Annotated in this window: 21 protein-coding genes, 1 tRNA gene and 1 pseudogene; 14 read left to right on the forward strand and 9 right to left on the reverse strand. The window is 65.8% G+C overall.

Annotated elements, in window-relative coordinates; translation table 11 throughout:
* Positions 1–45 precede the first annotated feature (45 nt).
* Positions 46–783, reverse strand: coding sequence for a fumarylacetoacetate hydrolase family protein (locus NKH51_RS06540; protein WP_254764439.1), 738 nt, complete (start codon positions 781–783; stop codon positions 46–48).
* A 103-nt stretch (positions 784–886) separates the two neighbouring features.
* Between NKH51_RS06540 and NKH51_RS06545 the strand changes: the two are divergent.
* The 4 genes and pseudogenes from NKH51_RS06545 to NKH51_RS06560 all read left to right on the forward strand — a co-directional run.
* Positions 887–1,273: pseudogene (locus tag NKH51_RS06545) on the forward strand (alkaline phosphatase family protein); the annotation flags it as partial.
* 81 nt (positions 1,274–1,354) lie between these two features.
* A tRNA-Glu gene (locus tag NKH51_RS06550) sits at positions 1,355–1,429 on the forward strand.
* A 557-nt stretch (positions 1,430–1,986) separates the two neighbouring features.
* On the forward strand, positions 1,987–2,925 hold the full coding sequence (locus NKH51_RS06555; RefSeq protein WP_254764440.1) for a twin-arginine translocation signal domain-containing protein: 939 nt from the start codon (positions 1,987–1,989) through the stop codon (positions 2,923–2,925).
* A 15-nt stretch (positions 2,926–2,940) separates the two neighbouring features.
* A complete protein-coding gene (locus tag NKH51_RS06560) occupies positions 2,941–4,938 on the forward strand; it encodes an outer membrane protein assembly factor BamB family protein (RefSeq protein ID WP_254764441.1) in 1,998 nt (665 codons plus the stop codon).
* Between the two features lie 112 nt (positions 4,939–5,050).
* Here NKH51_RS06560 and NKH51_RS06565 read toward each other — a convergent pair whose 3' ends face one another.
* The 4 genes from NKH51_RS06565 to NKH51_RS06580 all read right to left on the reverse strand — a co-directional run bounded on the left by NKH51_RS06565 (position 5,051) and on the right by NKH51_RS06580 (position 10,290).
* Positions 5,051–7,237 (reverse strand): PQQ-dependent sugar dehydrogenase, encoded by a 2,187-nt coding sequence (locus tag NKH51_RS06565; RefSeq protein ID WP_254764442.1) that lies wholly within the window; start codon positions 7,235–7,237, stop codon positions 5,051–5,053.
* Between the two features lie 258 nt (positions 7,238–7,495).
* Positions 7,496–8,572 carry a sodium:calcium antiporter gene (locus tag NKH51_RS06570; protein WP_254764443.1) on the reverse strand — a complete coding sequence of 359 codons (1,077 nt, stop codon included), beginning with the start codon at positions 8,570–8,572 and terminating at the stop codon, positions 7,496–7,498.
* 58 nt (positions 8,573–8,630) lie between these two features.
* On the reverse strand, positions 8,631–9,869 hold the full coding sequence (locus NKH51_RS06575) for a sodium:calcium antiporter (protein WP_254764444.1): 1,239 nt from the start codon (positions 9,867–9,869) through the stop codon (positions 8,631–8,633).
* A 133-nt stretch (positions 9,870–10,002) separates the two neighbouring features.
* The gene (locus tag NKH51_RS06580; RefSeq protein WP_254764445.1) at positions 10,003–10,290 is read right to left on the reverse strand and encodes an ArsR/SmtB family transcription factor; all 288 of its coding nucleotides are present in this window, start codon (positions 10,288–10,290) and stop codon (positions 10,003–10,005) included.
* Positions 10,291–10,460: 170 nt separating this feature from the next.
* Here NKH51_RS06580 and NKH51_RS06585 point away from each other — a divergent pair, with 170 nt between their 5' ends.
* Entirely contained in the window at positions 10,461–10,766 is a 306-nt protein-coding gene (locus tag NKH51_RS06585) for an amphi-Trp domain-containing protein (RefSeq protein ID WP_254764446.1), read from the forward strand.
* Here the strand turns inward: NKH51_RS06585 and NKH51_RS06590 are convergent, their stop codons facing one another.
* Positions 10,767–12,065, reverse strand: a complete 1,299-nt coding sequence (locus NKH51_RS06590) for an ABC transporter substrate-binding protein (protein ID WP_254764447.1) — start codon at positions 12,063–12,065, stop codon at positions 10,767–10,769.
* A 283-nt stretch (positions 12,066–12,348) separates the two neighbouring features.
* Here NKH51_RS06590 and NKH51_RS06595 point away from each other — a divergent pair, with 283 nt between their 5' ends.
* The 3 genes from NKH51_RS06595 to NKH51_RS06605 all read left to right on the forward strand — a co-directional run bounded on the left by NKH51_RS06595 (position 12,349) and on the right by NKH51_RS06605 (position 14,841).
* Positions 12,349–13,425 (forward strand): SMP-30/gluconolactonase/LRE family protein, encoded by a 1,077-nt coding sequence (locus tag NKH51_RS06595; protein ID WP_254764448.1) that lies wholly within the window; start codon positions 12,349–12,351, stop codon positions 13,423–13,425.
* Positions 13,426–13,650: 225 nt separating this feature from the next.
* Positions 13,651–13,905: a HalOD1 output domain-containing protein gene (locus tag NKH51_RS06600; protein ID WP_254764449.1), complete on the forward strand. Its 255-nt coding sequence runs from the start codon at positions 13,651–13,653 to the stop codon at positions 13,903–13,905.
* A gap of 162 nt (positions 13,906–14,067) precedes the next feature.
* The gene (locus NKH51_RS06605) at positions 14,068–14,841 is read left to right on the forward strand and encodes an MOSC domain-containing protein (protein ID WP_254764450.1); all 774 of its coding nucleotides are present in this window, start codon (positions 14,068–14,070) and stop codon (positions 14,839–14,841) included.
* 3 nt (positions 14,842–14,844) lie between these two features.
* Here the strand turns inward: NKH51_RS06605 and NKH51_RS06610 are convergent, their stop codons facing one another.
* A complete protein-coding gene (locus tag NKH51_RS06610; protein ID WP_254764451.1) occupies positions 14,845–15,174 on the reverse strand; it encodes a hypothetical protein in 330 nt (109 codons plus the stop codon).
* Between the two features lie 149 nt (positions 15,175–15,323).
* On the opposite strand from NKH51_RS06610, the gene NKH51_RS06615 reads away from it, so the two are divergent.
* The 3 genes from NKH51_RS06615 (at position 15,324) to NKH51_RS06625 (ending at position 17,781) form a co-directional block, all read left to right on the forward strand.
* On the forward strand, positions 15,324–16,121 hold the full coding sequence (locus NKH51_RS06615) for a helix-turn-helix transcriptional regulator (protein ID WP_254764452.1): 798 nt from the start codon (positions 15,324–15,326) through the stop codon (positions 16,119–16,121).
* 310 nt (positions 16,122–16,431) lie between these two features.
* Positions 16,432–16,659 (forward strand): DUF5795 family protein, encoded by a 228-nt coding sequence (locus tag NKH51_RS06620; RefSeq protein WP_254764453.1) that lies wholly within the window; start codon positions 16,432–16,434, stop codon positions 16,657–16,659.
* 132 nt (positions 16,660–16,791) lie between these two features.
* Positions 16,792–17,781: a DUF7972 family membrane protein gene (locus NKH51_RS06625; protein WP_254764454.1), complete on the forward strand. Its 990-nt coding sequence runs from the start codon at positions 16,792–16,794 to the stop codon at positions 17,779–17,781.
* A gap of 104 nt (positions 17,782–17,885) precedes the next feature.
* Here NKH51_RS06625 and NKH51_RS06630 read toward each other — a convergent pair whose 3' ends face one another.
* The gene (locus NKH51_RS06630) at positions 17,886–18,758 is read right to left on the reverse strand and encodes a UbiA family prenyltransferase (RefSeq protein ID WP_425606693.1); all 873 of its coding nucleotides are present in this window, start codon (positions 18,756–18,758) and stop codon (positions 17,886–17,888) included.
* 381 nt (positions 18,759–19,139) lie between these two features.
* On the opposite strand from NKH51_RS06630, the gene sucC reads away from it, so the two are divergent.
* Positions 19,140–20,288, forward strand: a complete 1,149-nt coding sequence (gene sucC, locus NKH51_RS06635; RefSeq protein WP_254764455.1) for an ADP-forming succinate--CoA ligase subunit beta — start codon at positions 19,140–19,142, stop codon at positions 20,286–20,288.
* A complete protein-coding gene (sucD, locus tag NKH51_RS06640) occupies positions 20,285–21,157 on the forward strand; it encodes a succinate--CoA ligase subunit alpha (protein ID WP_254764456.1) in 873 nt (290 codons plus the stop codon). Before sucC ends, sucD begins: the two co-directional genes overlap by 4 nt.
* A gap of 440 nt (positions 21,158–21,597) precedes the next feature.
* Here sucD and NKH51_RS06645 read toward each other — a convergent pair whose 3' ends face one another.
* Entirely contained in the window at positions 21,598–22,410 is an 813-nt protein-coding gene (locus NKH51_RS06645) for a midas domain-containing protein (protein ID WP_254764457.1), read from the reverse strand.
* A gap of 273 nt (positions 22,411–22,683) precedes the next feature.
* On the opposite strand from NKH51_RS06645, the gene rbcL reads away from it, so the two are divergent.
* Positions 22,684–23,934, forward strand: a complete 1,251-nt coding sequence (rbcL, locus tag NKH51_RS06650; protein ID WP_254764458.1) for a type III ribulose-bisphosphate carboxylase — start codon at positions 22,684–22,686, stop codon at positions 23,932–23,934.
* Positions 23,935–24,014 lie beyond the last annotated feature (80 nt).

The following is a 24,014-nucleotide window of genomic DNA, read 5'->3' on the forward strand; positions in this document are numbered from 1 at the left end:
AAGCGTTCTATTCCCGACGGGGCGACGGGCGCTGCGTCGAAGCCGTCAGGGAATCCGAACCGAGTGCTCGAGCGTGCCCACGCCTTCGACCTCGATTTCGATCTCGTCGCCGTCCGACAGCGGGCCGACGCCCTCGGGCGTGCCGGTGGCGATCACGTCGCCCGGCTCAAGGGTGAGGTAAGTCGTGATCTCGGCGATCAGTTCCGGGATCGAGAAGATGAGTTGCTCGCGGGAGCCGTCCTGCCTCGTCTCGCCGTTGACGCGGGTCCGTACGGACGCGTCTTCGGGGACCTCGTCGGGGGTCGCCACGACCGGCCCCATCGGAGCAGCGCCGTCGAAGGCCTTCCCGCGGATCCAGTTCTGTTCCTGGCGCTGGTCGTCGCGGTTCGAGAGGTCGTTGACGCAGGTGATGCCGGCGATCACGTCCATCGCGTCCTCCTCGGCGACGTGGCGACACTGCTCGCCGATGACGACGCCGAGTTCGGCCTCGTGGTCGAGTCGCTCTTTACCCGCAGGGAGGGTGACGGTATCGCCGTGGGACGCTAGCGCGTTCGGCGGCTTCAAGAAGAGCATCGGCCGATCGGGCAGGTCCGATCCCATCTCGTCGGCGTGGTCGGCGTAGTTGCGTCCGATACAGACGATTTTCGACGGTTCCGACGGCGGGAGCACGTCGATCTCGTCGCTCTCGAGGTCGTAGCGCTCGTTCGCGAACGTTACCGTCCCGTCGTCGTACTCGCCACGGCGAACCGCGCCGGCCGGATCACGAAAGCGGACGTATTTCATGCTCGGTGGAATGGGCACCGGGGATCAAAAGCGTTGAGAAGGCGGTGAGCGCGAGGGCTAGTTGACGGAGTTACGCGTCCCGCTCGAGCGCCGCGGAGGCCTCCCGACCGCGGGCGACCTCGTCCTCGTCGCGGAGCCCGACGCCTGGTTCCAGTACTACTGGTGGGACGACCGCGCGGACGCGCCGCCGGACGCGACCGAGATGGACATCTACGCGAAACCCGGCTTCGACCCCTGCGAGCTGTTCTTCGGCGCCGGGGGAGAGGGGGCCCGTCTCGCTCGACCCCTTGCAGGTCAGCACCTCTCACGACCGCATCGACGAGTCGGCCTCCGGCTGTTTCGGCCTCGGGGCCCGGCAGCGCCCACACTCGAGGGCGACGGGCCGGTCGACGCGACCGACGTGACGCCGACGCTCGCGGCTCTGCTAGGGCTCGAGGGGACGCTCTCGATGGAGTTCGACGGGGCGTCGCTTCGCGATTCCGTCGAGTGAGCGCTCGAGTGCGTGACGGCGTAGCACTCCCGGCCCGGAACGGAACGTTTTTCACTAGCCCGGAGCAACGGGTGAGTACGGGCTCCGTTGGTGTAGTCCGGCCAATCATTTCGGCCTTTCGAGCCGATGACCTGGGTTCAAATCCCAGACGGAGCACTCTTCTGCGCGACGAAGTACCGAAGAAGCAATCGCAGACGGCATCCGTCCGTCGTATCGAACCGGGCCGCAGCGGCAGCGACGGTCGTTCCCCGTTCCGAATCCGACCCAGCGGCTCCGCGTTCGATCTCTCGAATTCCGTCTATTGTGTCAGAGTATTTTTAACCCGATCGCCGTTCCGAGAGACGAGCCGATGGTTGAAGCTGCCAATAAAGTAATCCGAACCTGTCTCATAGGTCACAAGTCGAAGCGGTTGCAGCATTGTCCGAATCGATCGATACCCGACCGCGTCCCACGTCGTGCTCGAGCGACGCCGTCAGCCGTCCGATGGGAGACCTGCATTCGATCCCTGTGAAGACCGTCACGAGATGGCGGATTCGATCGAAACATTTCGTTGAGTGTCTGGCGACTATTCCAACCATGTATTAGGACTCATGACCTCATTCGATACCTAATATTGAGTGGACGATGCGGATCGGCCCGGCGAAGAAATACGCTCTAAACACTGCAACTGTGAGAACCCCTAATGAAGATAATGCCGTTGGCCAACAAGTGCCATGGCATACGGTACCAATCCAGAAGAGAGATACAGCTACGGGGAGGTCAGCGACGAGAACCGTCGCGAGTTCCTGAAGGCGCTTGGCGTCATCGCCGGCGGCGCTGTCGCCGGTGCGACGTTAGAAGACCTCAGAACGGAGGTCTCGAGCGGCGCGACCGAGGGGCTCGCCGAGATGGGGCAGGCGGTCCAGAACGGACTGACCGGCACGCTCGACGAGGCCTTCCTGGGCGAACAGTTGGCGGCGCTCGAGGGGAGCTTCGGCATGCTCTCGGAGCTCGAGGCGATGGGCGTCCCCGAACAGGATGCGTCGGCCTACCAAGAGTTGACGACGGCGGCGTGGGCGATCAACGACCATCTGTCGGAGGAGGGGTTTTTCGCGAGCGCAGAGGCGAACCTGCCGGCGTTTAGCGCCGACCACATCGAGCGGACGACGCGACAGTTGTTACAGATCAACGCGTTGCCGGCGACGCTGTCGGAGGTCGGCTTCTCGGAGCAAGAACAGACGGCGCTGGTGGTCAACATCGTCAACACCCGCGAACAGCTCTCGTGGTGGATGAAGACGCCGGACTATCCGCCGGCGGACGCGGTCGACGACGGTGTCGTCCACGAGTACGTCGCTCCGCTACACCAGCGGGCGGCCGAGGGATCGCTGCTGTGGATCGACGGGCTCGATCACTTCCTGTGGCAGCGGAAACCGCTGGTCACCGACGAGATGATCGGCCGCGGTCTGTGGGACGTCAAATCGATGCTCGGCGGGTACTACCTGCTTGCATCGGCCGCGCGCGACCTCGCAGCCGGCGACATCGCTGACGACCACCTCACGACGCTGACGACGGCCAGCACCGCGCTCATGATCATCGCCCAGGAGTTCCTGATCAGCGATGTCGTCCGGATCACCGACGACAAGCGCGCGCCGCGGACTCCGGCGAGCGACTAACCAGGGTGACCACGAATGACCTACGAATCCCACCTCATCGAACTACCCGAAGACGCACCGTGGCACGAAAAGCCGGGCGAATCGATCCACAGACAGGGCGACACCGATCAGATCCCCGAGGTAGACGTTACCGAAGAGGACCTTGGCGAAACGGGCGAGGACCCCACGAACTGGCTCATCATGGGCGGTTCGTACCAGTCCCAGCGCCACACCACCGCCGACGTCATCACACCTGACAACGTCGATCAGCTCGAGACCGAGTATCGACTCGAGGTCGCGGACCATCCGAACGACTTCCAGGGGTCGCCGATCCTCGTCGACGGCGATCCGCCGATCATGTACGTCACGGTCGGGCCGGATCTGCTGTACGCGATCAACGCCCGGTCGGGCGAGATCCTCTGGCGGCACTTCTATCGTCCTCTCGTCGGCGCGTCCGACACGACGCCGCCGGCCGAACGCGGCGCCGCCGTCCTCGGCGACACGGTCTACAAGAGCACGCTCGATCTGGGCGTCATCGCGATCGACCGCTACACCGGCGAGGAGCGGTGGTACTACAACGGCGCGGCTGCCTACCGCGGCGAGGTCGCCCAGGACGGCCCCATGCACGAGGAACTGATGTGGGAACGCTCCCGCGGGACTACCTCCTCGTTCCCGCCGTTGATCTACGACGGGATGCTGATGAAAGGCAGCTTCGGCGGCGAGTTCGGCGTCAGCGGCTTCTTCGACGGCATCAGTCTCGAGGACGGCAGTCCGCAGTGGCGGGTCAACATGACGCCGCCCCACGAGTGGGTCGGCGAGTCCTGGGAACACGGCGGCGCGACCGCCTGGGCCTCCGGGGCGCTCGAGCCCGATTCGGGAACGGTCGTCATTCCGGCGGCCAACCCGGGGCCGTGGTACGGCACCGTCAGGCCGGGCTGGAACCCCTACTCCTGCGGGAAGGTCGCGGTCAATACCGAAGACGGCGAGTACCAGTGGCACCACCAGGACTCCCCCCACGACTGGTGGGACTACGACTCGCCGAGCCCGCCGGTCGTCTTCGAGGCGGAGGTCGACGGCGAGACGAAGAACTTCGCGACCTGGCCCGGGAAGACCGGCTGGGTGTACACGGTCGACATGGAAACCGGCCAGCTCCACCAGCGCAGCGACGAGTTCGTCCAGCACCTCAACACGTTCAACCTCCCGCCCTACGACGACCTCGAGAGCGCGCCGTGGATCATGCCGGACCTCATCGGCGGCACGAATCCCCAGCCGAGCGCGTACGACCCCGAGACGCGGACGCTGGTCGTCAAGGGGACCAACTACCCGATCAAGTTCTCCTGGTTCGAAACGGAGTACCAGCCGGGCGAGATCTACATCGGGATGGACACCGTGCGCCGGACGGAGCCGGTCAAGGTGGAAGTAGGCGAACAGCGCGAGGGTGACGAGGTCGGCAACGAGCGCGCCGGAAACGAAACGGCCATCGGTAACGAAACGGCCATCGGTAACGAAACGACTCTCGGCAACGAGACTGCCGGAAACGAGACCGGCCTCGGCAACGAGACCGCTGGCAACGAGACGGGCGGTGATGGTGGCGATCTCCACGAGGATGCGGGAGACGACGGAGAAGAAGAGGAGGAGGAAGAGGAAGCGGAACCTGAAACGCAGTTCGCCGACGAGTCCGTCGAAGAGTGGAACCAGAACGCCGGCGTGATCGCCGGGATCGATCCGCTCACCGGCGACGTGAAGTGGCAAAACTGGTTCAGCTGGCGGGTCGGCCCGCCGTGGGGCGGCTCGCTGACGACCGCGACCGGTGTGACCTTCGCCGGCGGTCCCGGCGGCTACCTCCACGCCTTCGACACCGAGTCGGGCGAACGGCTGTCGACCAACGTGGTCGGCAACCACGGCGTCGACGGCGCGCCGATCAGCTGGTACGACCCCAACGAGGGGAAACAGTACGTCGCGATCACCGGCGGCGGCGGCAATCAGGTCAACGAAGAGGGCAACACGATCGCCGTCTACTCGCTCCAGGAGTAACGCGGTCGAACAGTCGGTCGCCGACGGCGATTTTTTCGCGTCGAAATCGAAAGCCGCTAACACCGTCCGTCGCGATTGGACGCGCCGACTCGAGTAACGGAGCTGTCGGACTTTATCCGTCCGTTTCGTTCCCGGTCGCGGTCTCGTTTCCGCCTGCAGTCTCGTTTCCGCCTGCATCGTCGCCGCCCGCCATACCACCGCCGTCGCCACCGTTTCCGCCGTCGGCGGGGACGAGCCGATGGACCGCGCCGTCACCTTCGACCGTCGCCGTGGTCGTGGTGAGGACGTAGAGCTCGCCGTCGGCGCCCTCGCCGAAAGCGTACACGTAGCCGTTCGGTCGGCCGTCCTGTGCGGCCTCTCCCTCAAGCTGAATCTGTTCGATGGGCCACAGCCCGGCTCGAGCCGACTCCTGTGTCCCGCCGCCATCGCCGCCGTTCGCCCGGCCCTCTCCCGTCGGATGGAGGCCGTCGCCGCCGCCAGTTTCGTTTCCGTCAGTCTCGTTACTGGCGGTCTCGTTACCGGCGGTCTCGTTGTCACCGTCGTCCTCGGTCGGCGGATCGAGGAACATGTCCTCGAGATCCTCTCCACCGGCATCCTGCCAGTTCTCCGGCGGCCGAGCCACGAAAACGGTACCCGGACTCTCGCCGTCTAAACTCCAGTCCCCGAAGACGTACCCGCCCTCGAGACCGCCGATCTGGCCACCCTCGTAGAGGTAGCCGCCGATGATCGAGACGCCGATCTGATCGCCGACGACGCCGCCGCCCTGACGCGTTCCGTCGGCCGCGGCTTCACCGCCAGCGCCACCGTTCTCGGTCGCGTTACCGGTCGCGTTCCCGCCGTCGCCGCCGGCGTCCGGCGGTGACTGGATGGCCCCGAGCTCGTGGGGATACTCGAGGACGGGATCGAGCAGTTCCTCGCCGCCGCGAACGTCGTCGGGGGTGGTCTCCGGACACTGATCCGGCGGCGAGTTCGGCGTTTCAGTGCTGAAGCAGTAGGTCCCCTCCTTGACGTTCCAGCTGTAGTTGCCCCCCGCCCGCACGTGGTTGACGCTCTCGATCAGGTTCTGACCGACGTCCGCGGCGAGCAGTTCGCCGCCGGAGGTAAAGGACATCCCCCAGGGGTTGCGAAAGCCCCAGGCGTAGTATTCGGGGAGTTGGTCCCCCATATCGACGAGCGGGTTGTCGTCGGGGACGCCGTACGGTCGGCCCTCCGACTCTCCGTCGACGTCGATCCGCAGGATGCCGCCGAGGTGGTTCTCCTCGGTGTCCTGCCCGTTGCCGCCCTCGTTGGCCTCGTACCAGTCCTGGACGTGGCCGAGGCCGACGTCGTTGGCCGCCCCGCCGTCGCCGGTCCCGACGTAGAGGTAGCCGTCGGGGCCGAACGCGAGCGCGCCGGAGTTGTGGTTGAACTGCGGCTCCGGCAGCTCGAGCAGTCGGCGCTCCGACTCGGGGTCGGCGGTCGCGTTGTCGTCACCCGTGGTCTGGTACTCCGCGAGGACGAACGTGTGGTCGTAGTCCTCGGGCATGTCGTCCCCTAACGGTGCGCTGTACCGGATGTAGAAGCGCCCGTTCTCGGCGAAGTCGGGATGGAAGGCGAGCCCGAGCAGACCGCGCTCGTCGAAGTCCATGAACTCGATAAGTTGGTCCGAAACGTCGAGGAACGGCTCCTCCTGTAACCCGTCCGGGCCGTGGACGTAGATCTGGCCGGTCTGATCGGTGATGAACCGCCGATCGGCGTCCTCGTCGGCGACCGTCATGCTCGTCGGCGTCGTCAGCGAGCCTTCGGCGACCGTCTCGAGGCCGACGGTCGGGCCCTGGCCGATGTACTGTCCCGGTTGTTCGGCCCCGGTGGCGCCGTCGGCGCCCGCGTCGGTGAACTCGATGTCGCCGCGCATCGAGACCGGGTGTGGGCCACAGTAGTACTGAGCCATCCCGTCCTGAGCAGTGAACTCGACCGTCTGAGTCGTGCCGGCACCCGCGACGATCTCCGTGGAAACGAACTGTTCGTCGCCGCCCTCGCTCTCGATGTTGAAGTTGTGCCCCGCGCCGTCGAGGTTCTCCCACGTGAGCGTATACGTTTCGCCCTCGACGAGGGTGAGCGTCGGATTTCGTTCCTCTGCGATCGCGTCGGGTTCCATGCCGATCCAGCCGCTGATCCGGCCGCCGATTCGGATCTCGTTCGGTAGTCCCTCCTGCTGGGCCGCTCCGGGTAACGCCAGACCCGCGACGGAGAGCGCCGCGGACGAGCGGAGAACGTTCCGCCTCGAAATCGCCGATTTGTCGTCGTTGTTCCGTGTCATAGTCTCAGTACGCCGCGCCGGATATCGATCCGGATCACCCTGCGTACCGCATAGCGTAGTGTCGATATCGCGCAATAAACCGGATCGATCGTTCCCTACTCAAGATCGACTTGTCAGAACGCTGGATTCCTAATAGCTGTTTATCGCGTCTCAACTCCGTCTTTCGACACCTAATCGTGCACACACTGATCCGCGTACGATCTCCCATCGACCGGGAACCGAGCGTAACGCGGTCGGCGGCGAGTTCCCGCACGCGACTCAGAGGTAGTTCGCGATCCAGTAGGCGACGTAGCAACCGATCAACACGCCGCTGCCGACGCGAGTGACGCGGCCACGCTCGAGTAGGATCGTCACCACGAGAAGACTACCGGCGAAGAACGGCCAGTGAAGTGTCAGCACGTCGCCGCCGGTGGCGACGGGGTGGAGCAGTGCGATGAGGCCGACGTTGGCCGTCATGTAGAAGACCGTGCTGCCAACGACGTTCCCTACGGCGAGTTCCGGCCGTCCCTGACGAACGGGCTCGACCGTGAGCGCGAGTTCCTCGAGCGAGGCGATGAAGCTCAACACCGTCGCGCCGAAGGCCAACCCCGTGATGCCAAACGCCACGAAGATGCCCTCGGCGCTGTACACCGTCAGCCCCGAGCCGATCGTCATCCCGACCGCCGCGAGCACGGCTACCAGTAGGGAGACGTATCCGCTTCGGTCCTCGAGCGAGGGGACGAACTCGTCGAGGTCGAGGTCGATATCTAGATTGCTCTCCCGTGTCGCTCGGCTCGCCCTGTCGCCGCCGTCGGTCGCCTCCGCGGTCGGATCCGCGCCCCGTTCCGCCTCGAGGTCGACCACTTCCTGCACTTCCTCGGCGAGCAGGTACGTCGTCTCGGAGCGGCGCTCGCGCCAGAAGATGTAGGCCAGCAGCGGAACGAACAGGGCGACGAGAGCCATGCCCTCGAGGAGGTCGATCGTCCCACCGATCGACAGCGCGAACGCCGGGACGGGCGCGAGTACGAGCACGAGCAGGTACGCACGCGGCACGTCCATCCGAAACGGTACCAAGAGCCCCGCCAGCCCGACCGCGACGGTGAGGACGAACAGCGACTCGCCGAAGACGGTCCCGAGCGCCAGCCCGGGCAGGTCGACCACCGCCGCGGTCACCCCGAGCACGGCGTTCTCGAGGTCGACGCCGGCCAGTACGACAGCGAGGAAAAAGCCCGAGATCCCGAGCGAGACGGCGCTCTGGGCGACCGCCTCGATGAAGACTTCGACGCACCAGATGACCAGCACGACGCCGACGACAAACACGGCGATCAGGGCCACCAGCGAACTCGGGCCGACCATGACTCCCCGCTACCTCGGCAACGCACTTAGTTACCGACCGCTGTCACGTCACCGGAGCTCAGCCGCCGATCGGAACGCCCCCGAATACGACGATCGCGCTCAGCCAGTAGACGACGTAACAGCTTCCGAGCAACACGCCGTGCCACCGTTTCAATTCGCCCTGGTGGAGGAAGTACGCGGCCAGCGCCGTCACGACGATCACTGATGGGAGGTGAAACGTCAGCACGGAGCGAGAGACCTCGAGTTCGCTCAAGAGCATGATGACGCCGACGTTACCGGTGACCGAGAAGAGGACGCTCCCGATGACGTTGCCGACGCCGATCTCGGGGACGCCCCGTCGAACCGGCTCGATCGTCAGCATCACGTCCTCGAAGGTGAGAATCATCGTGAGGACGGTCGCGCCGAAGACGGTCTCGTCGATACCGAACCCCTCGACGACGGCCTCCGACCCCGCCTCGAGCAACATCGAGGCGAAGACGATGCCGGCCAGCGCGAGGACGGCCAGACCGAGCCAGAGCCACCCCGCGGCCGCACGATCGCCGACTAGGCGTTCCTCGGGAATCTCGGGGAGCGAGGCTGGGACCGTCATCCCGCCGTCTGCCACCCCGCCGTCGGCCTGTATCTCCTCACCGAGTTCGGTGTTCCGAAACACCGGCGTCTCGCGCCGGGATTCGCGAGCGATGATGTAGCCGAACACCAAGGCGAACGCGCCGAGCAACAGGAGTCCGTGACCGAACGTCAGCGTCCCGGCGAGGACGAACGGAATCAAGAGGAACGGTGCCAGCGCGAACAGTACGACGTAATCAGTCGGTAGGTCGACCGGGAACGGCCTGATGATCGCGGCGAGGGCGAGCGTCGCGCCGACGATCGCCAGTCCGGTTCCTAGCGCGGTCCCGAGGGCGGCGCCCTCCAGACCGCCGGCCGACAGCACCAGAGCGAACACCGTGTCGTCGAACTCGAAGCCGGTGAACACGATCGCGAGCGCGAACAGCGAGAGCTGCAAGCCAAACGCCGCGCGAGTCAGGTAGCTGATCAACTTCTCGACGCAGACCGTCAGGAAGATTCCACCCAGCGCCAAAACGAGGACCGCGCCGATCGTTCCCTGCCCGTCCACGAAGCCCTCGATGACTCCCTCGAGGCCGCTCTCGCCTTCTTCGTCTTCCACAGCACCGCCGTCGTCTACCTGTGCGATCGCCGGTGCGACCGGAACCGCGACGAGAACCGCCGCGACGAACAAGCCGACGAGGTGCCGCCGAGACGGCCGGCGTAGCGCGGTCTCGATGCGGGATCGCAGCATGTTGGTGTCCCATGTTAACTATCGGCATATAGCTAACAGTCCGGGGAGAGACGTTCACGGGAAATCTATACACGCGTCTCGTCGGAGCCCCCGCCGCGGTCGCCGCGAGAGGTGGCCGCAAAACGGGGCACGACTAGCCGTCGGCCGACTCGTCGAGATCGTCTGCCTGCAACACGAACGTACGCTCCGGCGGCGGGGCGATCTGAAGCTCGATCGCGGCATCGAGTTCGTAGTACTTCCGGTTGCCCCGTCTGTAGTGGCTGACCAGTCCCTCCTCCTCGAGCGTCGAGAGGTGATGAACGGCCGTCTTGCCGTCCATACCGACGGCCTCCGTGAGTTCCGAGACGTACATCGGCTTCCGCGAGAGCTCCCTGAGTATCGCCAGCCGCGTTCCGTTTCCCAGGGCGTCGATGAGGCCCATATCCGGCGATTGCGCGATCCAGCTCGAGAAAGGTTTCGCCGATTCTCACCTCGAGCGGCCCGCGATCGGTAATCGTCGCTCCCGACTGCGAGAACGACCCGTCCGCCGACGCCCGACGTATCGCGTCCGGTGAACGGGGCTTTATCGGCGTTCACGTGGTACCAATTCGCATGGGCGACCGCGTCAATGTTCCGGACGATCGGACCAGCGACCGGCGGACGATCACGAGCGGCTTCTTCGAACAGGAAGTCTACCTCTCGAGCGAGGAGACGGCGGCCTTCCTCCACGACCTCGCCGATCAGCTCGAGGGCGGGTCGTTCACGATCTCCGCTTCCGAGTGGGAGATCCCCTTCGACTACAGCGACCCCGTCGAGGTCGAGATCGAGTTTTCCCAGCAACGCGAACGGGAACTCGAGATCGAACTCGAGTTCACGGAGCCAAGCGGCGGCGACGAGCTGTCGGTCCGCGAGGGGTAGTCAGTCGGCGACGATCCCGCCCTGGGCGAGCGCGTCGCGGAGGTTCCGCCAGTCGTCCGGCGAGTGCCACCCCCAGCCGCGTCGCCGGACCGCGTCGCCACCGAATCGGTCGACCGCCGCCTCGAACGTCCGTGCGATTCGCTCGGGGGAGTCGTCAGTCTCGCTCGCGAAGTCGCTCGCGGCCGCGTCGGTCGCGCAGACCGCGTTGGCCCACCCCGCCATCGCGGCGACGAGAACCGCTGTGACGCGCTCGCGCCGCCGTCGAAGCGTCTCCTCGGCCGTAACCAGCGCCGGGCCGTACGCGGGGTACGCGTCCGAAACGGCGACGACCTCGACCCGCTGTTCGGCGAGTTCGAGCCGATCCGGATCGGGGACCATTCCGGTCACGGCGTCGACCTCACCGGACTGCAGCGCCGCCTGCTCTTCGCCGCCGACGTCGACGAGGTCGACGCTCTCGCGGATCCCGGCCTGCTCGAGGAGGAGTCGACCGAGCAGGCCCGTCTCGGTGCCCGTCCGAATCCCGACGCGACGGCCGTCGAGTTGCTCGAGTCGGTCGAACGGGCCGCCGAAGGCCGCCCGCGTCGTGTAGAGGACGACCATCGACCGCTGGAAGCAGACCGCGATCGGGACGATCGGCCGCCCGCGCGCTCGTTCTCGGAGGAGCGTCGCCGCGCCGGCGATACCGACGTCGCAGTCCGCCGACGCGACGGCGGTCGCGGCCGCGCGGGAGCCGTCGTACTCCTCGAACGCGAGCAACACGTCGCTCTCGGCCGCCGACCGCGCGGCGAACAGCGGCAGGTGGAGCGCGTTCGACCGCCAGTTGAGCGCGACGGAGACGTGCTCGGGACCCGGCCGCTCGTCGCTGTGCCGGTCGAGTTCGGTCGCCGAATCGCGGCCGTCGGCTTCCGGCGGATCGGACTCGAGGACCGCCGCGGCTTGCTCGCCCTGCTCGATCAGGCGGTCGGCGTGGCGCGCGTACGTTCGGCGGACCGTCTCGGACTGGGGAGCGACCGCGTGCCAGGCTTTGGGCGGTCGACCGGGCTCGGCGGTCGCCGCCGTCGTCTCGGCGATCAGGTCCGCGGCGACCAGGTCGTCCAGCGCCGTCGCCGCCGCGTTCTTGCTCACCCCTGCGCCGATGTGGACCGCCGTCCGCGTGGCCGCGTCGGCCAGGTCGGGATCGCCGTGTCGACAAAGCAGATACGTCAAGACGCGGGCCGTGTTCTCGCCGAGTCCGACCGACAGCCGCTCGACGAGCCCCTCGTCCTCGTCGGTCAGGACCGGAAACGTCCGTACGTCCATCGGAAGCGTAGTACCGCAGCGAGCGCCATAAAGCAGCGGTGGCCCCGTCTCGTGTCGGGCGTCCGATCCCGTCAGATCCGGCCATCGAACTCGTACCCTCGCCTCGAGTCGCCGCTGTGCCGGCCGTCGATAATACCTCGTGAAACATTCCTAACACGACTCTGTGTCGGTGGAACGATCGGTAATCGAGTGATTTGCCGGGAAACGATGCGTGTCGTTTACCGGATTTCGGATAGTGCGGTCCGTCGTCATATCCATGGCAACTAATAACACAAACCCTCGGATGGCTCGCGAACGGCCGTCCAGACGCGCGTTCCTCGGCGGCGTCGCCGCGGTCGGTGCGCTCGCAGGGACTCCGGCCGGCGTCGTTGGGCGGCAAGGCGATGCAGCGGTGAAAGACCTCGAGATCGTGACCGAGTTCGAACCACCGGCGCTGCCCGAGAACCTCGCGATCGATAGTCAGGGAACGGTCTACGGAAGTATGGGACCGGCGGGACAGATCTTGGCCGTCGACTCCCAGGGGAACCAGTCGACCGTCGCGACGATCGACACGGGCGAACAGGGGCTCCTGCTCGGCATCACGGTCCTCGACGGGGTCATTTATGCCGCGAACGCGTCGGGCCAGCCCGAGACCCACGGTATCTGGCGCGTCGAGCTAGAGGGAGGTGATCCCGAACGGATCGCGGCGCTCTCGCCCGAGGATTCGACGCCGAACGGGATCATGTTCGACCCTACGACGGCGGACGCGTTGCTCGTCTCCGACCATCAGGCCGGTGCGATCTGGCGGGTGACGACGGACGGCCAGGCCGAGGTCTGGGTCGACGACCCGTTACTGGACCCGAACACGGAGGCACAGACGCCGGTCGGAGCGGACGGGCTGGCCGCGCATCCGGACGGCGACGTGTACGTCGACAACCTCAATGCGGGCTCGATCATGCGCGTCCCGGTCAGCGACGACGGGAGCGCCGGTCAGGTAGAACAACTCGTGCAGGACCAGGCGCTGGTCGGCGCGGACGGGATGACGATCGACCAGGACGGTAACATCTACGTCGCCGTCAACGCCCAGAACAAGATTTCCCGCGTGACGAGCGACGGGGGAATCGAGACGGTCGTCAGCGGATCGCCGCTCGATTTTCCCGCCGACGTTCACTTCGGGACGACCGAGGAGACGGCGACGAGACTCTACATCGCGAACTTCGCGTACGGTACCTTCCTTCAGGAGCCGGCGGCCGCGGAGCCGAGTCTCGCGCGGATAGACGTCGGCACACGCGGTTACTTCCCGCAGTCCCCAGGCGACGGTGGCGAACCGAGTGCCGGAAACGAGACCGGCGACGGCGGCGGAACCGGCGGCGACGGGTAACCGCTACGGGACGGATCACCGCGACGGTATCCTCTCTCGGATCGCAGACATATTCCCTGGCGCTGACACTTCCCCTCGGACTGTAGCCGCTCCGCCCTCACGGAGTCGGTCCGCCGGAATCGCCGCCAGCAGACCGTTCGTTCGGGGCAGAATACCCGTTCGTACTATCCGAGCGACAGGACTGTTCCGAAAGTTATTAATAGAGTAGTGTGGCGGTAGATAGCAATGGGACAGACCCTCGCGGTCGACACCGACGAGGTGTCAGAACGGATCGTTACTGGGGTAGCAGCGCTCGAGGGGATCGATCCGATGGAGTTACCACCGCTGTTCGAAGCGGTCGATCCCGACGCACTGACGGCGATCTTCGCGACGACGGAATCGGGTGGGCTCAGGAGCGGCAGCGTGAGGTTCACGTACGCCGATCATCGGATTTCCGTGGAGTTCGACGAGAACGGGGAGCCGGTCGTGACCATCGATTGACCGACGGGTCGGCGTCGACCACGACCGCCCGCGTCTCCGTTCGAACGAACGCTGAGATCGTGACGACCGAAACGATTCACACCGACCGCACTGCTCTCGTGCGATCGGATATGCAGTGACTTTCAGTGGCTACTATAGCCCACCGATCGGTAGGTACTGCCAATGGCACAACTCAGCCGACTCCGGGTGTACCCGATCAAGGGGCTCGACGGTATCGACCGCGAGACGGCCACGATACTCGAGGGCGGGACGCTCGCCCGGGACAGGGAGTTCGCCCTGTTCGACGGCGATGGCGACGTTCTGAACGGCAAACGGACCGACCGTGTCCACGACCTCGACACCGAGTTCGATCCCGACACCGGCGACCTGACGGTCGAGACGCCCGACGGCGAGCGTCGACGGTTCGATCTCGAGGACGATCGCGCGAGTGCCGCGGACTGGTTCGGCGAGTTCTTCGACGCGGACCTCTCGCTGGAGCGCGATACTACGCTCGGCTTCGTCGACAGACGCGAGATGGGACCGTCGGTGATCAGCACGGCGACGCTCGAGACGGTCGCCTCGTGGTTCGACGATCTGACCGTCGAAGGCGCGCGCCGACGGCTGCGGGCGAACGTCGAAGTGAGCGGCGCCGAGCCGTTCTGGGAGGACCGGTTCGTCGGCGCCGACGCGCCGGCGTTCGAGATCGGCGACGTTCGACTCGAGGGGGTGACGCCGTGTGGGCGCTGCGTCGTCCCCCAGCGTGATCCGGAGACCGGCGAGCCGACCCCCGAATTCCGGGAGCGGTTCGTGACGAAGCGCGAGGAGACCTTCCCCGAGTGGGCCGACGCCGAGGCGTTCGACCACTACTATACGGTCATGCTCATCGCGCGGGTCGCCGACCGCGATCGCGGAGCGACGCTTCGGGTCGGCGATCCGGTCGCGGTCGTCGAGAACTGACGCTCAGTGGTCGATCCCCGGTCGCTGGAACGTGGTCTCGGCGCCGCCTCGCTCGTCTGACGGCCCGGAAAGCGCCGCCTCGAGTTCCGGCGCGGCCAAGACTTCGTTTCGTTCGGGCTCGTCCGGCCGCCGAAAGTAGTAGGTGTCGGCACAGCCGGCGACGAGCTCCGAGAGCGGGCGGTCTTCGTCGTGGACGATCGAGACGAGATCGCCCGTGACCCCGATCAGTACCGCGTCGTCGGGCTTGTAGAGGGCGTCTCTGAGTTCGCAGGCGGTACAGTCGGCGGGCAGCTCGAGGGTAACTCCGTCGACGGTCGCCCATCGCGTCTCCATGGACGGTCGTTCGTGGCTGAGGGGTTATACGGTTGTGCCCGCAGACACAGGCCGGCCGGCTCGCGACCGCGGCCGGACGGATCGGGCGCTGTCACGACGCGTGTAGGGCCGATGAGATAAAGTAGTGGTAGCCGAACGTATCAGCGTAGATGAGTGATTGGGGACGTGACGCGATCGAGACCCTCGAGTTCGTGGCGCGGTCGCCGTGCCGGATACGGATTCTCGAGATGCTCCGGAGTGGGGACCGCGTCTCGCGGGACTCGTTACAGGACGAGGTCGACGTCGTTCGAACGACGCTACAACGAAACCTGGAGGGGCTGACCGAACACGGACTGATTCGCGAACGGGATCGCTGCTACGAGATCACGCCTGCGGGATCGCTCGCTGTTACCGGCGTGTCGACGGCGCTCGAACGAGTCGGCGCGGCCGACCGACTGCGGCCGGTCCTCGAGCGATTGCCCGCGGACGAACTCGAGTTTGACCTCGAGCGACTACTCGACGCGACGGTCGTCGAAGCCACGACGGCCAACCCGTACGCGCCGGTCGACTACCACGCGGACAGTCTCACGGACATTGACCACGCCAGGTTGCTGTTGCCGGCGACGGGGGCCGATCCGCTCGAGGCGTCTCGAAGCGCGATCGAAGCGGGAGCGACGTTCGAGCTGGTCGCCACCGAATCGGTCGCCGAGGCCCTGCGGACGGAACCGCCGGTCGCGGACGAGTTCGCGTCGATCGCCGTCCACGAGGGAGTCTCGCTGTCCGTCGTCGACGACGAGGTCGCCTTCTACCTGGGAATCATCGACGAGGCGGTCCAGATCGGCGTCCACGACGACGGCGGTCTGCCGACGGCGCTACTCGAGACGAGCGACGAACGGGTCAGGGAGTGGGCGATCGACCGGTTCGATGCGGCGAAGCGACGGGCAACGCCGGTCGGCGGCGACGGGTGAGCGGCGGCAATCGTTGGTGTGCATGCCACGCACATCGTGTGCGGGATACACTAATATCGTCTCGGGGCGGGGGTGCCAATGCGGTAGGTGGTGAAACGGCAACCGCACGACACCGCTGCGTTCACAGTCGTCGATCAGGGGAGGTGGTCCCGCACGGACCACGACGTGTGCACGGCGAGACGTCCGTCGTTCGGTTCCGGTTCGTCGGGCCGGGACCGGCGTTTTCTCGTCGACGGGTTACGAAGGTGCGTGACCGGCGGTGTGAGTCGATTCAGGAAACGCTTAGGGCATCGCATCCGGTACTGCGAGTGTGAGCGAGAACCGCGTCGTTCAGGGGCGAATGGTGACGGCCGAAACGCTCGCCGAGTTGGTCGAAGGCGACTCGGTGATGGAAGTCGACTCGATCGAGGAGGCCGACAAAGCGTGTCCGGAGTGTGGCGGCAACGTCCTGCGAGTGACCTACATGCCGTCGGTCACCGAGCTCGTCACCGGCTGGAAGTGCCAGGACTGCGACTGGAGCGAGGCCGACCGCGACTGATCGCGTCCGCTCGAGCGCCGACCGCGACCGACAGCCGCTGCTGTCCGGGAGCAGCGTTCCGAACGCAGGCGAGGGCCCGGCCACAATTTAACTCACATCGTGGAGTATCGAGGGTGCGATGAGGGAGTTAGAATGAGTTCGTCGTGGGACAGAGACAGCGACAACTTGGCGGTCCGGTGGCTCTTCTTCACGGGAAATCGCCTCGGAGTCGCGGCCGTACTATCGCTCCTCTTTGCAGCCTCGGCGGCGCTGGCGATCGAGTTCGGCTTCGTCTACGTCAGGTCCGGGAGCAACCTCTCGACGGCACTCTCGAGCGGCCTGCTGTCCGGTCTACTGACGCTACTGACGGTCGCCCTCTCGATCAATCAGCTCATCCTCTCGCGTCTGTTCGGCTCGGCGGGAGGCCTCTCTGGCGAGCTCGAGGAGACCCTCGACTACCGGCGAACCGTCGAGGAGATCGCGGGTGTGAACGTGAGTCCGAACGAGCCCAGTGCGTTTATCGGCCTTCTCGGCGAGGCGCTGACGCGGCGCGTCGGGGACTTCCGTCGCGAAGTCGAGCGGAGAGCCGGTGGACTCGGCGGCGGAGACGACCTCGAGACGTACGCGTCGTCGATCACCGATTACGGCGACCACCTCTCGAGGGCCGACGATTTCGACGACCCGTACAAAGTGCTGCTGATCACGCTCGGGACGGACTACGCGGACCACCTCCAGACGACGCGATCGTTCCGGAGCAAGTACGGCGACGACTTCTCCGACGAGGCCGACGAGGCTCTCGACGACGTTTTCGAACTGTTGAAGGCAACCGCAACGATGCGGCAGTTCTTCAAGACGCTCGTCCTTCAACAGGAACTCGCCATGCTCTCCCGGCGGTTGATTTACACCGGCGTCCCGGCGATACTCGTGGCGTACTTCCTCTCGCAGACCTATACCGCCGCTTCGGACCTGCCGACGGCGATCGATCCGGCGGTCATGCCGATCGTGGTGGTGGTCGCGACGGGGGTGGTCCTCTCACCGCTGGCGGTGTTGGTCGCCTCCCTGGTCCGCGTGGCGACGGTGTCCCTGTACACGGTCTCTATCGGGACGTTCATCCCGCCCGAAGAAACGTTCAAAAGCGATTGAACGTGGTCCGACGGTCGATGACGGAGCCGTCGCCATTTCGCCCCGAGAGACGGCGAACGGCGAGCGCGCGTATCCGCCGATAGGCGGGGAGTTCAGGACGCCGGTTACCAGACCACCCACTCGAGCGCGAGGACGACCGCGGCCAGGAAGACGTGTTCGCCGTCGACGACGAAGCCATAGTACAGCGGGCCGCGATCGGGGGTTGCGAAAGGGATGTATGCGCAAACGTAGACGTTCATCGCCAGAACGACGAGGAACTCGGCTGGGACGACCCCGTTCGCGATGAAGGCGACGACGCCGACGGCGACGGCGACGGTAGCGACGATCGAAGCGCGCCTGGTCGCTTGCGGACCGAACAGATTGGGAACGGTTGGAATGTTCTCCGCGCGGTCACCCTCTATGTCCTTCACGTCGAAGATCACTGCGGCGATAGTTATCATGACGGTCACGTACGCGAACACGAACAGTACCTCGACGGAGGCGAGCCGATCGTAGTAGTACCCGACGCCCAGCGGAATCGCGCCCCAGGCAAAGCCCACGACGAGATTCTTCACGAGGAAGATCTGCTTGACGCCACCGACGGAGTACAGCAGGACCACCGCGAGCGGCAGGAACATGTACACCGCACCCGGCAGCCCCACCGCGACGGCGAGGCCGATCGCGGCGACGTAGAGGGCGACACCCGCCGCCAGCCAGAGCCGGCCGTAGCGCTTCGTAAACGCTGCGCGCCGCGGAACGTTTCGCTCGTCTTCCTCGAGGTCGGTGAACCGGTTGACGGTGTAGACGAACATCGTCGCCGCGAAGACGATAAACAGCGGCAGCGGCTCTAACGGGAGCCCCGCGAGCCGAACCGTCGTGACCGCGACGCTGACCGTCGACAGCGAGATGAAGAGGTTGCTGTGGACCAGAAACCGGAGGACGGCCGCTACCGACGACACCCATGGTGGCGTCCGGTGCGTCGTCGCTTGGTTCGTCACGGGGATGGCCTCGTGTGAGAGCTAGGGACAGACGGGGTTTGAATGCTGTGTTGGTCCCGCTGTTCCAGCGGGCGGCGACGGCGGAGTCACTGCCGGCTGCCGGCCAGGCCGGACCGGATCGAACGGGGCGGCGCACTCGAACGCGGTTGACGAACGGGACCCGATCTGGAAAATCGCCCACTCACGCCGACCGTTCGGGCTCGAGTTCGAACGTGTGGTTGCGTCCAGTCTAGCTTCAGTTGAAGAACCACACAAAGAAGGCCGAACCGGAAACGGTACGACGGCTGCTGACCCGCAGTCGTTGATACACGTGGATGGAATTCCCGTGGCGAGTGGAAACTGGCAGGATTTAAGCAAGGGCGGAACGGCCGTTCGAATGGTATGAAATTACACGAGTACCAGGCGAAGCAGGTCTTCGCCGATGCCGGGGTGCCGACGCCGGAGTCCCAACTCGCGGACGACGTCGACGGCGTCGTCGCCGCGGCCGAGGAGATCGGGTATCCGGTAGCGGTCAAGGCGCAGGTACAGGTCGGCGGCCGCGGAAAGGCCGGCGGGATCAAGCTGGTCGAGGACGAGGACGAGGCCCGCGAAGCGGCCGAATCCATCCTCGGGATGGACCTGAAAGGCTACCACGTGGACCGAGTCCTCGTTGAGGAGGCGGTCGACTTCGTCAACGAGCTCTACGTCGGGATCACGATGGACCGCGGCGAGGGCAAGCCCGTCGCGATGGTCTCGACCAAGGGCGGGGTCAACATCGAGGAGGTCGCCGAGGAGGACCCCGAGGCGATCGCCCGCGAACACATCGACCCCTCTTTCGGGATGCATCCCTACCAGGCTCGCAAGGCCGTCTACGACGCCGGCGTCGACCAGTCGGTCGCGCGCGACGTCTCGAGCGTGCTCACCACGCTCTACCAGCTCTGGGACGACAAGGACGGCGCCGACGCCGAGATCAACCCGCTGATGGTCACGAGCGACGACGAGGTCATCGCGGCCGACGCCGTGATGAACATCGACGAGGACGCGCTGTTCCGCCAGCCCGAACTCGCCGAGATGGAAGAGGAAGCGTCGGGCGGCGACGAACTCGAGCAGAAGGCCGACGAGTACGACTTCGACTACGTCCGGCTCGAGGGTAACGTCGGCATCATCGGCAACGGCGCCGGGCTCGTGATGACGACGCTCGACCTGGTCGATCACTACGGCGGAAAGCCTGCCAACTTCCTCGACGTCGGCGGCGGCGCGAAGGCCGCTCGCATCGCGAACGCGCTGGACATGGTGTTCTCCGACGACAATGTCGATTCGGTCGTCTTCAACATCTTCGGCGGCATCACGCGCGGTGACGAGGTCGCCCGCGGGATCAACGAGGCGTTAGAGCAGTTCGACGAGATCCCCAAGCCGGTCGTCGTGCGACTGGCCGGGACGAACTGGGAGGAAGGCATGGAAATTCTCAACGAAGACCTCGTGACGGTCGAACAGACCTTGGAGGACGCGGTACAGCGTGCCGTCGAGTACGCTGGGGAGGTGGAAGCATGAGTGTACTAGTCGACGACGACACGCGCGTCGTGGTACAGGGCATCACCGGCGGGGAAGGCAAGTTCCACGCCGAACAGATGATGGAGTACGGCACCAACGTCGTGGCCGGCGCGGTCCCCGGCAAGGGCGGTCAGGAGGTCAGCGGCGTCCCCGTCTACGACACGGTTCACGAAGCCGTCGAGGAGGAGAACGCCGATACGTCGGTCATCTTCGTCCCGCCGGCGTTCGCCGGCGATGCGATCTTCGAGTCGCTCGACTCGGATCTCGACCTCGCGGTCGCCATCACGGAGGGCATTCCGACCCAGGACATGGCGCGAGTCAACAAGCGCCTGACCGAGACCGACACCCGTCTGATCGGCCCCAACTGCCCCGGCCTCATCACTCCCGGCGAGGCCAAACTGGGCATCCTCCCCGGCAACATCTTTTCGGAGGGGAACGTCGGCCTGGTCTCCCGCTCGGGCACGCTGACCTACCAAGTCGTCGACAACCTGACCTCTCGCGGCATCGGCCAGACCACCGCGATCGGCATCGGCGGTGACCCGATCATCGGCACCGACTTCGTCGACGCCCTCGAGCTGTTCGAGGACGACCCCGACACCGACGCCATCGTCATGTGCGGCGAGATCGGCGGCGAAGACGAGGAGGAAGCGGCCGCGTTCATCGACGACTACGTCGACACGCCGGTCGCCGGCTTCATCGCCGGCCGCACCGCGCCGCCGGGCAAGCGGATGGGCCACGCCGGTGCGATCGTCTCCGGCTCTGGTACCGGCACCGCCGAGAGCAAGATCTCGGCGTTGAACGACGCCGGCGTCCCCGTCGGCGACACCCCCGAGGAAGTCGCCGACCACATCGAGGAGTTCCTCGGCTAACGCAGTCGTCTCCACCAGCGTCGCCCGCGATCGGAGCCGCGGGCTGGTGACACCCGTTTTCGCTTGAGGCGACAGCTACCGCGACCATACGCCACGAGCGACTGGTTTCACCGCTCTCGTCGGCCCCAAACCGACCCGTCACACGCCCGCAGTACCGTCATGCTATCTCGCCCGATACCGTCTCGTATGCCGGTCTGGCTCGAGTGTGACCACTGCGGAACCGAACACACGATTCCTGAGCGGAGCGACATTTCAGGGGGTGGCACGCGGTGTCCGGCGTGTGGTGAACGTCCGTACACGGTCCGCCGACGCGGCCTCGAGTGGCATCCCGATCCGTGATCGAACGAAGAGCGCAGAACAGCGATGGTCACACAGCGACACGAGCGCGAACCGACGGTGACCCTGGTCGCATGCTAGTAGCCGCCGGATGACAGCACGGATCAGCCCATAAACGGCAGGAGCCGACCGAAGAAGCCGGACGAGTCGTCGGAATCCGCGTCCGTCTCGTCCGCTGCCGTGTCGTTGTCCGAGTCCGCGGCTGGGGAGCCGTCCGCACCGGTTTCGGCGCTCGAGTCCGTCTCGCCCGCCTCCGTCGTGACGGCGATGCTCGAGTTCGACGGCGAGTCGCGTTCGCTCTCGGTATCGGCGTCGGCCGCCGACGCCTCGTCGGGGTCGTACTTCGGCGCGTCCTCGTCTCCGAAGAGTCGGTCGACGAGTTCGTCGTGCTCGTCGCCGGCCGACGCGTCGTCGACGCCATCGGCAGGTTCGTCGGTCGCAGATTCGGAGTCAGCGTCGGTCGCCGGAGAGTCGCTGCCCTCGGCCGATTCGCCGAGTTCGTCGGGCTCGCTCGAGTCCTCCGTCTCGACCCAGAGGAACTCCTGGTCCTTCGTGCGGCCGGTAAGCAGGAGGTCCGCGAGCTCGTCCTCGTCGGCCAGCAACTCGTCGTCGACCGGGGCGTCGGGCTCTGGGTCCGGTTCGTCCGCGCTCGCGATGATGTCTTCCGGACTCTCGTCTTCGAGCACGTCGTCGGCCCCGCCCTCGTCCTCAGCGTCGGCACGGAGCTGTTCGAACACGTCGGCCGCCGTCCTGTCCTCGACGTCGTCGGGTTCCTCCCGACCGGCCGCCTCGTCGTCCGTCGTGGGACGATCGGCCCCCCAGTCGTCGGTCTCGAGGTCCCCGAAGAGTTCGTCGACGCTCGAGCCGATATCGAACGCGCTGTCACCCGAACTGGTGTCTGTCGTACTATCTGTCATGAACCCGTTCACTTCTAGTGGATTATCACATGACTTTAATTTTTGGAATTTTTTCAGTCCGGATAGATGATATCGATGACGTATTAGTGTGATGGCCGTCCGGGGGGAGGGACGAACACGAAAATTGACAACTAGGCACTGAATAGCTGCTTCGGGTAACGATCGGTAAAATCACGATTCAGGAGGTGTTGCTCGGATGCCGGGACCACGGCAGCGCCGCGGCGCTGCCGGGGTAAACCCTATCAGTCGACGCATTGTACGTGGTGCGTTAGCATGACTGGGATCGAGTACGACGACTTTCTGGACCTCGGGTACGAGCCCGCGGACGCTGAACTGGTCTGTGAGTTCGCGATCGAACCGGCTGCGGACATGTCGATGGAAGCGGCCGCCAGCCGGGTCGCCTCGGAGTCCTCGAACGGGACGTGGGCGGCGTTACACGTCGACGAGGACGAACTGACCGATCTGGGCGCGGTGGCCTGCGGAATCGACGGGACCGAGGTCACCGTCGCGTATCCGCCCGAACTGTTCGAAGCCGGCAGCATGCCCCAGATCCTCTCGTGTATCGCCGGCAACATCCTCGGCATGAAGGCCGTCGACTCGATCCGGCTCGAGGACTGCCAGTGGCCCGAATCGATCGTCGGCGGGTTTCCGGGCCCGCAATTCGGGACGAGCGTCGCCAGCGAAAAGCTCGACGCCGGCGAGCGCCCCGTCTTGGCCACGGTCCCGAAACCCAAGGTCGGCCTCTCGACCGAGGCCCACGCCCGCGTCGGCGAGGACGCCTGGCGCGGCGGTATCGATCTGCTGAAAGACGACGAGAACCTCACCGACCAGGCGTTCAACCCGTTCGAAGACCGGCTCACCGAGAGCCTCGCAGCCCGCGACCGCGCACAGGAGGACACGGGCGAGCGCAAAGACTACCTCGTGAACGTGACCGCGGAGACGAACGCGATGCTCGAGCGAGTCGACCTCGTCGCCGAACACGGCGGCGGGTTCGTCATGGTCGACGTGATCACGTGCGGCTGGTCGGCGGTCCAATCGGTCCGCGAACGCTGCGAGAAACACGGACTGGCGATCCACGCTCACCGCGCGATGCACGCCGCCTTCGACCGACTGGACCACCACGGCGTCTCGATGCGGGTCATCGCCCAGATCGCCCGCCTCTGTGGCGTCGATCACATCCACACCGGTACCGCGGGACTTGGCAAACTCGAAAACGAGGACACGCCGGGGATCAACGACTGGCTCACCGGCGACTGTCACGGCCTGAAACCCGTGCTTCCGGTGGCCTCTGGCGGGCTCCACCCCGGCGTGGTCGACCAGTTGCTCGAGGCGCTTGGGACCGACATCGTCGTCCAGGCCGGCGGCGGCGTCCACGGCCACCCCGACGGGACTCACGCGGGTGCGAAAGCGCTCCGACAGTCGGTCGAGGCGTCGATGGCCGGCGACAGTCTCGAGGACTACGCCGTGGACCACGCCGAACTCGCGACGGCGCTCGAGAAGTGGGGGGCGGAGACTCCGCGGTAACCTCGGTAGGGGCCCTCGAGCATAGCTATCGCGACCGATCAAGGCCGATATTCTTCGAAAACTAGACATTCGTCTAGAAG

Source organism: Natrinema marinum (assembly GCF_024296685.1).
GTDB classification, from domain to species: Archaea; Halobacteriota; Halobacteria; order Halobacteriales; family Natrialbaceae; genus Natrinema; species Natrinema marinum.